We start from the raw sequence: 13867 nt of genomic DNA on the forward strand, positions 1-13867 counted from the left end.
GTGGGAGTAAATTAAAATAATTATGAAAAATTAATGTATTGGAGAAAAATATGAAAATAAACAAATGTAATAAAATAATGTCGGCAATTGTATATATGTATTTGACATTGCCAATATTTATTTTTGTAGTAGGTTGGCTTAAGTGGTATTGGGCATTTCTTTTTGGAATATCTATTTTAATATCAACTATTATTTCTATAAACAGCGATAATATAGAATATGAAAAAATCTTTTTAAAACAAAATATTTCAAAAATAGTTATAGCGATTATACTTATTGCTTTATGGGTTACACTTTCAGGAATTGGTGGTGTAATGTTTCAAAATTCAGATCATGGAGCAAGGACGGCAATGTATAAGGCACTTGTTGATTATGATTGGCCGGTTATTTCAAATAAAGGAAATTATGGACTAATATATTATATAGGATATTGGTTACCATCAGCTGTGATTGGAAAGTTATTTGGATTTGAAATTGGATATAAATTTCAAATGGTATGGGCAGCTATAGGTATATTTATTGTATATTTGTTGATTTGTGTTTTAAGAAAGAAAGTTTCAATTTGGCCATTAATTATAGTAATTTTATTTAGTGGTCTTGATATTGTAGGCTCATGGCCACAAGGAGTGATTTTTAAATTTACTAAACATCTAGAATATTGGAGTGCTTTTTTTCAGTATTCATCAAATACAACACAATTATTTTGGGTGTTTAATCAGGCAATACCGGCATGGGTAGCAACAACACTAATTGTAGTAGGAAAAAATAGAAAGAATATATTATTTATTTTAGGTTCTATTATGCTTGCTTCAACATTTCCGTTTGTGGGATTAATTCCGTTTTCGTTATATTTTCTGTTTAGAAAATTAAAAATACAAAATTTTAAAGAGATATTTTCTTTACAAAATATTGTAGGTGTATGTGTGTGTGGAGGAATAACATTTTTATATCTAATAGGAAATATTTCAGCTGGAAAGGTTAATACTTTTGAAAATGATATAGATACGAGTATTAGAATGATAATGTATGTACTGTTTTGTATTATAGAGTTTGGCTTTTATATGATGATTTTATGGAGAAATAATAAGAAAAATAAATTTTATTATTTACTTTTAATTGTATTAGTAGCATGCCCATTAATAAGAGTTGGAGATGCTCAAGATTTTTGTATGAGAGTTTCCATTCCCGCATTATTTATTTTAATGATTTTATGTATAGAAGAATTACCAAAATTATATAAGGAAAAAAATAAAACTTTGTTTGTGTGTCTTGTAATATGTCTAAGTTTAGGAGCATGTACACCAATGCATGAGATAAATAGAACAATTGTACAAACTGTAAAAGCAGTTAGTAAAGGTGAATCACCGACAGAACGAATATGGTCAATTGAAGAAGAAATTTTAAAAGGAAATAATTTTTCAGGACCTGTAAATGAGAGTTTATTTTATAAGTATTTAGCAAAATAGAAGGGGGAGACAGATGAAAGTAGTTATTCTAGCAGGCGGATTAGGGACACGTATTAGTGAGGAGAGTCATTTAAGACCAAAACCAATGATTGAAATTGGTGGTAAGCCAATTTTGTGGCACATTATGAAGGAATATTCACATTATGGTTTTAATGAATTTATCATTTGTGCAGGTTATAAACAACATATAATAAAAGAGTATTTCGCAAATTATTATTTACATAATAGCGATATTACTTTTGATTTTACATCTGAAAATAGTATGACAGTGCACAACAACGTAGCGGAACCATGGAAAGTAACAATAGTAGATACCGGACTTAAGACAATGACAGGCGGAAGGATAAAAAGAATACAAAAATATATCGGAAACGAGCCATTTATGCTTACTTATGGTGATGGAGTGTCTGATATTAACTTAAAAGAACTTCTTAAGTTTCATGAAAGTCATGGGAAAATTGCAACAATTACAACAATTAAATTGAGTCAACGATTCGGAGTACTTAATATTGAGGATGACGGAAAGGTAAATATGTTTCGTGAGAAGGCAGATGAAGATGGCGAGAGAATTAATGTTGGATATATGGTTTTAAACCCACAAATTTTTGATTATTTGGAGAATGATAATACAGTTTTTGAAAATAAACCTTTAGAAAATCTGACTAAAGATGAGCAGTTAATGGCATATTTTCACGATGGTTTTTGGCAATGTATGGATACAAAAAGAGAAAAGGATTTATTAGAAAAAATGTGGTCTGAGAATCAGGCACCATGGAAAACATGGGAGGACTAATAAATGATTAATAAACAATTTTTTGGAAAAAAGAAGGTATTAATTACAGGAAATACCGGTTTTAAAGGCACCTGGATGAGTTACGCACTTTTAGATGCAGGGGCTGAAGTTGTGGGATACTCACTTGAACCTCCAACCAAAATAAATTTATATGAACTTTCTGGTATTGGTAAGTATGTGAAAACAATTAAGGGCGATGTAAGGGATTGTGATAAATTAAAAGAAATAATGAAACAGGAAAAACCAGACATTGTTATACATATGGCAGCACAGCCGATAGTAAAGGAAGGATATAAAAATCCGGTTGGAACATATGAAACAAATGTAATGGGGACAGTTAATGTGTTAGAGAGCATTCGTTTTACGGATTCGGTTAAGTCTTTTTTAAATGTTACAACAGACAAAGTTTATGAAAATAAAGAGTGGGAATGGGGATATAGAGAAAATGAAAATTTGAATGGGTATGACCCATATTCAAACTCAAAATCCTGTTCTGAACTGATAACAAGTTGTTATAAAAAATCTTTTTTTGAAGACGGACAAGTTGCAATTTCTACAGCACGTGCCGGAAATGTTATTGGTGGTGGTGATTTTGCAGAAAATAGAATTATACCTGATTGCGTAAGAGCAGTTGAAAATAAAACAGATATAATAGTTAGGAATCCGTATTCAATAAGACCTTATCAACATGTATTAGAATCGGTAATGACATATTTAATGATAGCAGAACGTCAGTTTAATGACGCAAATGTACAAGGCAGTTATAATGTAGGACCAAATGATATAGATTGTATTACTACAGGTGAGCTTGTAGAACAGTTTTGTAATAAATGGGGAAATAATTTAAAATGGATAAATCGTTACGATGGAGGACCCCACGAAGCGCAGTTTTTAAAGTTAGATTGCTCTAAGTTAAAGAAAACGTTTGGATGGAAACCAAGATGGAATGTGTCAGAAGCTTTAGATAAAACAGTTGAATGGAGTAAGGAATATATAAAAGGCGGAAATATATCAAAGATTATGCTTGAGCAAATAAATTCATATGAAGAAGGTAAGGGCAGTAATGAACAATAGTAAAATACAATTATTAGATTGTACTCTTAGAGATGGAGCATATATAGTAAATTCTAAATTTGGAACAGCTACAGTAAAAGGGATAATCGAGAATTTAGATAATGCATTAGTAGACATAATTGAGTGTGGATGGTTAAAAAATGATGAACATGAATTGGGAACATCTTTTTTTCATAAACCTTATGATTTGGAAAAATACATTACTAAAAAGAATAATAATATAACGTATGTTTTAATGATTGACTGGGACAGGTATGACTTAGAATATTTGCCTTATTGTGATGGTAATTCAATAGACGCAATACGAGTTGTATTCCCATATGAACATTTTTGTGAGGGTATAGAAGTTGGAAAAAAAATAATAAAAAAAGGGTATAAAGTTTTTTATCAGGCTGCAAATACATTGTCATATCCGGACAGTGATTTAGAAAATCTTGCAAAAATGGTAAATGAAAGTGGAGCGGAAGGATTATCAATTGTTGATACATTTGGAGCAATGTATTTTGATGATTTAATTAGAATTTCTCAGATTTTAAATAGTAAATTAAGCAAAAATATTAAATTAGGATTTCATTCACATAACAATCAACAACTTTCATTTGCACTTTCAATTGTATTTATGGAACTAATGCAAAGTAATGAAAGGGATTGCATAGTTGATTCGAGTTTATGTGGTATAGGCCGAGGAGCAGGAAATACTACAACAGAGTTATTGGCTAATTATATAAATAAAAAATATGAAGGAAAGTATGATATGGGAATAATATTGGATACAATAGAAGACTATATCAAAGACTTTAAAGAAAAATATGAATGGGGATATTCAACATCATATTTTATTTCGGGAACGTTTTGTACACATGTAAATAATATATCTTATTTAAAAGATAAACATAACATAAAACCTAAAGACATGTATAAAGTTTTAGCAAGTATGAATGCATCTGACAGAGTAAAATATGACTATGGAATTTTGGAAAATAAATATCAGGAATATATAAAAGAAAAAGATAAAAGGTAAAAAAATGATAAAAGTTTCAGATTATATAATAAAAAAATTAGAACAACTAGAGATAAATCATGTGTTTATGCTTCCGGGAGGGGGAGCTATGCATTTAAATGATTCATTGGGAAAATCGAAAAAATTAGATTATGTAGTGTGTTTACATGAACAAGCAAATGCTATTGCAGCAGAAGCTTATGCTAGAGTAAATAATAAAATAGGTGTTGTTATGGTTACTACAGGGCCAGGTGGCACAAACGCTTTAACAGGAATAGCAGCAGCGTATGTTGAGTCAACACCAGTGTTGGTTTTATCCGGACAGGTTAAGAGATTGGATCAGGTAAGAAATCAGGGAATTAGACAGCAAGGAATGCAGGAAATAGACATTGTATCTATGGCTAAGCCTGTTACAAAGTATGCAGTAATGGTTACAGATCCGTTAAGCATAAGATATCATTTGGAGAAAGCAATATATGAGGCTACACATGGAAGAAAAGGGCCGGTATGGATTGATGTGCCATTAGATGTTCAGGCATATATGGTAGATGAAAATGAATTATACGGATTTAATCCGGATGAAATCGAAAATCAACTATCAGATATTGAATTAGAAAAAAAAGTTTTAGATGTAATTGACAAATTTAATAATTCGGAAAGACCAGTATTGCTGGCAGGAAATGGAATTCGTCTTTCAAATGCACAAAAGGAATTTGATGAATTAGTAGAGGTTTTGCAGATTCCAGTTTTAACTACATGGAATGGAATAGATTTAATTGAAGATAATAACCCATTATTTTTTGGAAGACCAGGAGGGATGGGGCAAAGATACGCTAATTTTATCCAACAAAATTCAGATTTTTTTATGTCGATAGGTGCAAGAATGAATTTGCTACAAACAGGATATAATTTTGATGGATTTGCAAGAGAAGCTGTTAAAATAATGATAGATATAGATAAAAATGAATTGCATAAAATAAATGTGAGACCAGATATTCCAATTTGTGCAGATGCAAAGAAATTTATACAATTAATATTAAAAAATAAAAATAAAATACATAAAAAAAATATTTCAGATTGGTTGGAATATTCAAATAGAATGAAAGAAAAATATCCGATTGTTTTAAAAAAATATTGGAATCAAAAGGAGAATGTAAATACATATGCACTTTTAGATACAATAACTGAACAAATGACAAAAGATGATGTATATGTATCAGGAAGTTCAGGGACTTGCCTGGATGTGTCTATGCAGACTTTTCGTGTGAAAAAAGGACAACGAGTATTTAGTACAAAAGGATTAGCATCTATGGGATTTGGATTACCTGCTACCATAGGAGCATGTCTTGCATCAGGAAAGAAAAGAACGGTATGCGTAAATGGTGATGGAGGTTTTATGATGAATATTCAAGAATTAGAAACATTACATCGATTACAACTACCTATAAAAATATTTGTGCTTAGCAATTCGGGATATGCACAAATACATACAACGCAAACAAATGTTTTTGGAGGACATTTCGTGGCTTGTGATGAAGATTCTCATTTGTCAATACCAAATATTTCAAACGTAGCAAAGGGATTTGGGTTGAATACAGTTCAAATATATAATAATTCAGAACTAAAAACAAAAGTGAAACAGGTTTTAGAAATGAATGGTCCGGTAATCTGTGAGGTATTTGTGCCAATAGATTTGTCAGCACAACCAAAACAAGTGTCATACAAGAGAAAAGATGGACAGATGGAGTCTCTACCTTTAGAGTTTATGAACCCACAATTAAGTGATGATGAAATGATAGAAAATATGATTGTTACAATGTATGAGAGAGGATAGAAAACATGTTTGAAAATAAAACAGAAAAGGAAGCACGAAAACAAATTTTAGATAGTGTTAAAGAATATTGTGATACATTTCATAATCATAAAAATGATAGAAACGATTATATTCCATATGCATCAAGAGTATATGATTATCATGAAATGTGTAACCTAGTTGATTCAGCACTAGAATTTTGGCTTACAGCAGGAAAGTATACAGATGTATTTGAGAAGAATTTTGCCAAATATTTAAATGTTAAATATTGTTCATTAGTTAATTCCGGTTCATCGGCAAATTTAATTGCATTTATGGCACTGACATCTCCATTGTTAGGTGATAGAAAAATAAATCGTGGTGATGAAGTTATTACAGTAGCTGCAGGTTTCCCAACAACAATTGCGGCGATTATACAGTATGGTGCGGTTCCGGTATTTGTTGATATGAATATTCCACAGTACAATATAGAAATATCATATTTAGAAGAAGCAGTTTCAGAAAAAACAAAAGCTGTAATGCTTGCGCACACACTAGGAAATCCTTTTGATTTAAAGGCCGTTAAGGAATTTTGTCAAAAACATAATTTATGGCTTATTGAAGATAATTGTGATGCACTTGGGTCTACATATGAAATTGATGGAGAAGTTAAATTTACAGGAACTATAGGCGATATTGGAACATCAAGTTTTTATCCTCCACATCATATGACAATGGGTGAAGGTGGAGCGGTTTACACAAATAATTCTTTGTTAAATAAAATTGTAAAATCCCTTCGAGATTGGGGAAGAGATTGTTCTTGTGCACCAGGACAGGATAATATGTGTGGTCACAGATTTGATAAACAATATGGAGAATTACCAATAGGATATGATCATAAATATGTATATTCACACTTTGGATATAATTTAAAGGCAACAGATATGCAGGCAGCAATAGGATGTGCTCAACTCGAAAAGATGCCTGAGTTCACAGCTAGAAGAAAGTATAACTTTAATTATATAAGAAAAGGCTTGGAAGGTGTGCAGGATAAATTTATTTTACCTGAAAAATGTCCTAATTCAGATCCAAGTTGGTTCGGTTTTCTGATAACATGTAAAGATGGCGTTGATAAAAATAAAGTTGTGCAATTTCTTGAAAATAATGGAGTTCAGACAAGAATGCTATTTGGTGGAAATATGACAAAACAACCATGCTTTACGGAAATGAAGAAAGAAAATAAAGGGTATAGAATTATAGGTGAATTAAAAGAAACTGACAGAATAATGAACAATACCTTTTGGATTGGTGTATATCCGGGAATGACTGATGAAAAATTAGATTATATGATAGAAAAATTGAAAGAATCAGTTAAAGAGTAAATGGGGAAGAAACTAATGAATAGAGCAATTATTACGGGGGCTACAGGAACTATAGGAATTGCATTAATAGAAAAACTAGTTGAAGAAGGTATGGATGTACTTGTATTATGCCATAAAAATTCACAGAGAATAGAAAGCATTCCTAAAAGTCCATTAGTTCATGTGAATGAATGCGACATGTCTGATTATGGCAATTTTAATCTAAAAAATGAAGAGAAGTTTGACGTATTTTATCATCTTGCATGGAGTAATACAACTGGTGAAGGCAGAAATAATATGGAGGCCCAAATTCAAAATATTGAGTATGCGCTAGATGCCGTAAATTTAGCGTATAGAATGGGATGCAAAGTATTTGTAGGTGCCGGTTCACAGGCTGAATATGGAAGAACGGATGAAAAATTAAACGGAGAAACACCGACGTTTCCTGAAAATGGATACGGAATGGCGAAATTATGTGCAGGACAAATGTCACGCATAGAGTGTAGCAGGAGAAAAATAAAACATATTTGGACAAGAATACTGAGTGTATATGGCCCATATGACGGAAAAAATTCTATGATATCTTCATTGATATCAAGTTTATTAGAGAATAAAAGCCCGGCATTAACTAAAGGAGAACAAAGGTGGGATTATCTTTATTGTAAAGATGCTGCAAATGCATTGTATTTACTAGGGGAAAAAGGCATAGATGGAAAAATATATTGCATAGGAAGTGGAGAAGCCAAGCCTTTAAAAGAATATATTCTAGAGATAGGAAAAGTAATTAATCCTCAAGTGGAATTAGGATTTGGAAAAATAGAATATAGTAATAATCAGGTTATGAATTTATGTGCAGATATTTCTGAATTAACGGAAGACACAGGATTTGAACCAAAAGTTAAATTCTCTGATGGAATAAAAGAAACTATAAATTGGATAAAAGGGGAAAAGAGAAATGCCGAAGATTAGTGTAATGATTCCTTGTTATAACGAAGAGGAAAATGTAAGAGAAATTGCAGATGCTGTAATAAGTGAAATAGAGGGAAAACTCCCTAAGTATGAATATGAGTTATTATTTATAGATAACGATTCTCAGGATAGAACTAGAGAATATTTAAGAAAAATGTGTAATGACAATAAAAATATTAAGGCTATTTTTAATGCAAAGAATTTTGGCCAATTTAATTCTCCTTATTATGGGTTATGCCAAACAACAGGCGATTGTACAATTGCGATGTGTTGCGATTTTCAAGATCCTGTTGAAATGATACCAAAACTTGTAAAAGAGTGGGAAAATGGATATAAAATAGTATGTGCAATAAAAACTTCAAGCAAAGAAAATAAATTTATAAGATTTTTGAGAACGAGTTATTATAAACTTATAAAAAAATTATCCGATGTGGATCAAATTGAACATTTTACCGGATTTGGATTGTATGACAAAAAGTTTATTGAAGTTTTAAGAAATTTAGACGATTCAACTCCTTTTCTTAGGGGAATAGTTGCAGAATTAGGATATAAAAGAAAAGATATTGAGTATGAACAGCAGGAGAGAAAGGCAGGAAAAACTCATAACAATTTTTATACGTTATATGATGCAGCTATGCTAAGCTTTACTTCATATACGAAAGCGGGATTGCGTGCAGCTACAATTATAGGGTTTCTTATGTCAGCAATTAGTATGGTAATTGCAGTAGTATATTTGATAATGAAGCTTATATATTGGGATAGATTTGTTGCAGGAATGACTCCGGTTTTGTTATGTGTATGCGTTTTGGGATCAGTACAGTTATTTTTTATAGGATTTCTTGGAGAATATGTACTTAGTATAAATAAGAGAATGATGAAAAGACCTTTAGTAATCGAAGAGGAGCGCATTAATTTTGAAAATACGGATGAATGTAAATAAAGATTTGAAGGAAAAGAAAATATATTCAACACTTATTCAATTTATAAAATTTGGAATAGTGGGTATTAGTAATACCTTAATATCATATTGTACATATGCTGTGTTGGTTTGGCTTGGAGTTAATTTCTTGCTGAGTAATTTGATAGGATTTGTTGTAAGTGTATTGAATTCGTTTTATTGGAACAGCAGATATGTGTTTGATTTGAATAATGCCGATACTAAGCAAAAATTAAAAGCTTTAATTAAAACGTTTATTTCATATGCGGGAACAGGTTTAGTGTTAAGTAGTGCAATGTTAATTTTGTGGATTGATATAGTACAACTATCTAAGTATATTGCACCAATTATAAATTTGATAATTACGGTTCCTGTTAATTTTGTCGTAAACAAAGTTTGGGCTTTTAAAAAATAATAACTAAAATAAATCCCATCGTATTTAATGCTGATGGGATTTATTTTGCTTTAATATGATAACATAATATTTATTTCAAAGTTTTATAATAAATTGAAATTCCTGAGTCCTGATACAAAAATGAAATTAATACATCTTTAGTTCTCCACCAGGATTCTTTGTATCCATTTGAATATTCTCTGCTGTAAGTAGCAGGACCAAATTGGGAAGAAGCATCAGCGATAATTGAATCATAAGCTGAAGCATCTAACTTTCCATATTGCCAGCGAACTTCTATAAGTTTGTTATCTTTAAATACATAAACTAAAGATGCGGAAGCGTCGGAAACATTAGCTACAGTTCCGAATGCTGTAGGGTCATTTTTACCATTAAATGAATATGTAAGATAAGTATATCCATCAACTGATGATGAATCATCTGGATTATCTAAAGTATCATCGGACTTACTCTCTAATGCTTTGATTTCATCCATGGATGATGCAAAACTAATGTTTCTAAAATTAATTTCTGAATCCGCAATTTCTGTCTGGTCACCGCTTTCATTCTGAACAACAACAGGTGGAACAGTAGTGCCGGAGTAACTTGAACTTGCAGCGATTGTTCCTGAAGTTGATGATGACTCGTTTTTATTTCGGGAACATTGAACAACAAAGAAAATTAAAACTATAGCTAAAAGTGCAATAGTAATAATTTCAGCAATATGCTTGTTAGAAGAAGTGTTATTGTTAGAATTGTTTGTTGAAATATTGTCAGATGAAACATCTGAATATTTATTATCGTTGTTATTATTATCGGACATAAAACCCTCCTTAAGTAAAAAAATCTATTTTAATAATAGTAAATAAATTAAAAAATCACAATAGAAAATTAATATCTCATATGATTATTTACAAAAATATACATAAAATCGCTTAATAAAAGAAAAATATTAATAAATATCAATAAAAACATTGAAAATATACTTTATATATTTTAGAAATTTGATATAATTTAACACGTAGTACCTAATACTTGATTTTACGAAGAATCGTAAAATAGAACCACTCCTAGGGTTCATAAGTATACTAACATATTTTTCAGTCCGGAACGGTTAAGGCAAGGGGGCCCTAACCGTTCTTTACGTTTATAAGAAAAAAGATATAATAGTACAAAATTATAATTAAGAGGTGGTGGACAAAATGAAGGGATGGCTTGTAGTTAACGGATATTTAAATAGTGATAAATTTAATGAAATATACCAATGGCTTGTAATTGCAGCAAAAAAACAGAATTGTGAATTGAAAATAATGACTAATGACAGGTTGCTATCAATTCTTGGAATAGAAAGTGGGAAAGTAGATTGGAATAACAAGCCGGATTTTGTAATATTTTGGGATAAGGATTACAAATTAGCAAGATTATTGGAAAAAACAGGATTAAAAGTATTCAATAATGCAAGGGCAATTGAGGTTTGCGACGATAAAGCATTAACATTTATTGCTTTAAAAAATGAAGAGATAAAGATGCCAAAAACATTCATGTCACCAATGACATTTGAAAAAGAACATTCAGATTATGCATTTTTAATGCAGGTTGAAGGAAGCCTAGGATTTCCGTTCATAATAAAAGCAAATAAAGGCTCGTTTGGAGCACAGGTGTATAAAGTTAACAATCATCAGGAAGCCATAGATACAATAAAAAAAATAGATGGAAATGAATTCATAATGCAGGAATTTGTAAAAAGTTCAGTAGGTAAGGATTTGAGATTAAATGTAGTTGGAAATAAAGTAGTCGCGACAATGAAGCGTTTAAACGAGGATGATTTTAGAGCGAATATAACCAATGGTGGAAAAATGGAACAGTATAATCCAACACAAAAACAACAGGATATGGCATTAAACGTGTGCAGGGCACTGGGATTAGATTTTGCAGGAGTTGATTTGATGTTTGGAGAAAATGATGAACCGATTTTTTGCGAAGTGAATTCCAATGCACACTTTAAGAATATATGTGATTGCACAGGCATAAATGTTGCTGATACAATTATTGAATATGTTATAGATAAGTGCAAATTATAATACAAAGTCTGGTTTGGAGTTGTTAATTATGACAGGTTACATGATTTATGAAAAAAACGATGCACAGAAAAATAAAATGTATGTTGAAATGCATAAAGAAGCCTTTGCAGATTTTGGTGTAGATATAAAACTAGTACTGACAGATAAAATTTATAAAGAACATAAAATGGAGTTAGGAAAACCTGATTTTGTAATAAACAGAAGCAGGGATTATATAATTTCAAAAGAGTATGAAAAAATCGGAATCAGGGTATTCAATTCGTCTGAAGTAACAAGAATTGCAAACAATAAAGGCTTAACATATAAATTCCTAAAGGGAAAAGTACCATTTATGCCAACGGAATATGAAAAACTAATGTTAATAAGTGGTGTAAATGTTAATAACAATTTGATTTCATATCCTTATGTGTTAAAAAGTTGTAGTGGTCATGGTGGAAGTCAGGTATTTATGATTAATTCAAATGACGATGAAGAGATTGCAATTAAAAAAATTGAAAATGATAAATTTGTAAAACAACAATGCTGTACAGATTTAGGAAAAGATGTAAGAGTATATATAATAGGGAATAAAGTGGTGGCAGCAGTTTTAAGAACCTCAGAAAAAAGCTTTAAAAGTAATTATAGCCTGGGCGGAAATGTTTCTTTATATGATTTAAATGAGACTGAAAGAAAATATGTAGACACAATTACACAAATGTTACCAATGGATTTTGCTGCAATAGATTTTATATTTAACAATGGGCAGGCTGCATTTAATGAAATAGAAGATGCAGCCGGCGCCAGAATGTTATATAGCATATCTGATATAGATATCGTAAAAATGCAGGTTGAATATATGATGAAAGAATTAAAGAAGTCATGCATTGCCAAAAATTAATATGGCAAATCAGCTTTTCCTTTCATAAATTTAATAACTTTTTTCTTTTGTGCCTTATTAGTTATAATGTCAGGCTGCCAGTTATTTGTGTCGCCTGTGTATACATAACAGGGAATAATTTTACCGGACTGATTAGATAAAACTCCATCGGTTATTGTAAGCTTATGTGTGTAAATAATTGTCCTGTTTTCAGGATGTCTGTTACCACCGAAAATAAAATTACCAAGAGAGTAAATAATTGTAACTCCTTTATATTTTTCCATTGGCTGCAACACGTGAGGATGGTCGCCCATTATCAAATCAGCTCCGGCATTGATTAAATCGTGGCAGGCCTGTTTTTTCCATGATTCAGGTACATGTATAGCTTCTTCTCCTCCGTGAAAATATATAATCTGGTAATCAGAATTTTCTGATGCTTCTGTAAGCAGTTCTTTAATTGAATCTACAGCGTAAGAGTTGTACATAGATACACAAAGAATTGCAATATTAAATCCATTTTTTGAAAAATAAATATTAGAGCCTTCTTCGCCCCATTTTACATTGGCTGCATAAAGTGCGGCCTTAGTATCAGAATGTCCCTGCTCGCCATAGTCATTAATGTGATTATTTGAAATCGAAACACCGTCAATTCCGCCGGCAGAAAGAATTGCGGCATTTTTTGCAGCAGATTTAAACCAAAAAGCTCTCATTCCGGGGTCAGCATATTGTCCCTTATCACGTACTTTTAAATTCTTGCTATCTGAATAAACATTTTCGCAATCAGCCATTGTAAAATCGTCATTAAGGAAAATGTTACTGACTTTAGAAAGAAAATATTTAGGCTTCTTTTCATCAGCAACGTCATTAAAACAATTTGCATAATATGTATTTTCATCTGTTGCGCAAAGACAATCTCCAATAAAACTTAAATCAATTGTAAAAGTATTGGTTGTTGTTGGCTCTTCAGTAGTAGATTCGGCTAAATTATTAGAAGGTTCATTGGAAACATCAGTGCTATAAGCAGGTTCTGTATGCTTAGGTTCCAGTAATTTTACAGTGCCAGATATTACTGCAACAATAATTAATATTGAAAGTGCACAACCTAAAATAAATTGCTTTTTATTCATAAATCCTCCGTATTTATAGT

Annotated in this window: 13 protein-coding genes; 11 read left to right on the top strand and 2 right to left on the bottom strand. The window is 31.1% G+C overall.

Annotation, left to right across the window (positions count from 1 at the left end):
• Nucleotides 1-50: 50 nt before the first annotated feature.
• The 9 genes from N5B56_RS06165 to N5B56_RS06205 are packed head-to-tail and all read left to right on the top strand — an operon-like array spanning nucleotide 51 to nucleotide 9807.
• Entirely contained in the window at nucleotides 51-1466 is a 1416-nt protein-coding gene (locus N5B56_RS06165) for a hypothetical protein (RefSeq protein ID WP_260978578.1), read from the top strand.
• Nucleotides 1467-1479: 13 nt separating this feature from the next.
• Entirely contained in the window at nucleotides 1480-2259 is a 780-nt protein-coding gene (gene rfbF, locus N5B56_RS06170; RefSeq protein WP_260978579.1) for a glucose-1-phosphate cytidylyltransferase, read from the top strand.
• A 3-nt stretch (nucleotides 2260-2262) separates the two neighbouring features.
• The gene (gene rfbG / locus N5B56_RS06175; protein WP_260978580.1) at nucleotides 2263-3333 is read left to right on the top strand and encodes a CDP-glucose 4,6-dehydratase; all 1071 of its coding nucleotides are present in this window, start codon (nucleotides 2263-2265) and stop codon (nucleotides 3331-3333) included.
• A complete protein-coding gene (locus N5B56_RS06180; protein ID WP_260978581.1) occupies nucleotides 3323-4354 on the top strand; it encodes a beta/alpha barrel domain-containing protein in 1032 nt (343 codons plus the stop codon). Before rfbG ends, N5B56_RS06180 begins: the two co-directional genes overlap by 11 nt.
• A 4-nt stretch (nucleotides 4355-4358) precedes the next feature.
• Nucleotides 4359-6167, top strand: coding sequence for a thiamine pyrophosphate-binding protein (locus N5B56_RS06185; RefSeq protein WP_260978582.1), 1809 nt, complete (start codon nucleotides 4359-4361; stop codon nucleotides 6165-6167).
• A gap of 5 nt (nucleotides 6168-6172) precedes the next feature.
• Entirely contained in the window at nucleotides 6173-7507 is a 1335-nt protein-coding gene (rfbH, locus tag N5B56_RS06190; RefSeq protein ID WP_260978583.1) for a lipopolysaccharide biosynthesis protein RfbH, read from the top strand.
• Nucleotides 7508-7522: 15 nt separating this feature from the next.
• Nucleotides 7523-8455 (top strand): NAD-dependent epimerase/dehydratase family protein, encoded by a 933-nt coding sequence (locus tag N5B56_RS06195; RefSeq protein ID WP_260978584.1) that lies wholly within the window; start codon nucleotides 7523-7525, stop codon nucleotides 8453-8455.
• Entirely contained in the window at nucleotides 8442-9395 is a 954-nt protein-coding gene (locus N5B56_RS06200) for a glycosyltransferase family 2 protein (RefSeq protein WP_260978585.1), read from the top strand. The genes N5B56_RS06195 and N5B56_RS06200 overlap by 14 nt, the downstream gene beginning before the upstream one ends.
• Nucleotides 9370-9807: a GtrA family protein gene (locus N5B56_RS06205; protein ID WP_260978586.1), complete on the top strand. Its 438-nt coding sequence runs from the start codon at nucleotides 9370-9372 to the stop codon at nucleotides 9805-9807. Before N5B56_RS06200 ends, N5B56_RS06205 begins: the two co-directional genes overlap by 26 nt.
• A gap of 70 nt (nucleotides 9808-9877) precedes the next feature.
• On the opposite strand, the gene N5B56_RS06210 is transcribed toward N5B56_RS06205, so the two are convergent.
• Entirely contained in the window at nucleotides 9878-10606 is a 729-nt protein-coding gene (locus N5B56_RS06210; RefSeq protein ID WP_260978587.1) for a hypothetical protein, read from the bottom strand.
• A gap of 379 nt (nucleotides 10607-10985) precedes the next feature.
• Between N5B56_RS06210 and N5B56_RS06215 the strand changes: the two genes are divergently transcribed.
• Entirely contained in the window at nucleotides 10986-11864 is an 879-nt protein-coding gene (locus tag N5B56_RS06215) for an ATP-grasp domain-containing protein (protein WP_260978588.1), read from the top strand.
• A 28-nt stretch (nucleotides 11865-11892) separates the two neighbouring features.
• Nucleotides 11893-12741, top strand: coding sequence for an ATP-grasp domain-containing protein (locus tag N5B56_RS06220; RefSeq protein WP_022088761.1), 849 nt, complete (start codon nucleotides 11893-11895; stop codon nucleotides 12739-12741).
• On the opposite strand, the gene N5B56_RS06225 is transcribed toward N5B56_RS06220, so the two are convergent.
• Nucleotides 12738-13847 carry a CapA family protein gene (locus N5B56_RS06225; protein WP_260978589.1) on the bottom strand — a complete coding sequence of 370 codons (1110 nt, stop codon included), beginning with the start codon at nucleotides 13845-13847 and terminating at the stop codon, nucleotides 12738-12740. The genes N5B56_RS06220 and N5B56_RS06225 overlap by 4 nt on opposite strands.
• Nucleotides 13848-13867 lie beyond the last annotated feature (20 nt).

Origin of the sequence: Eubacterium album (assembly GCF_025336545.1) — a bacterium.
GTDB classification, from domain to species: domain Bacteria; phylum Bacillota; class Clostridia; order Lachnospirales; family Lachnospiraceae; genus Eubacterium_U; species Eubacterium_U album.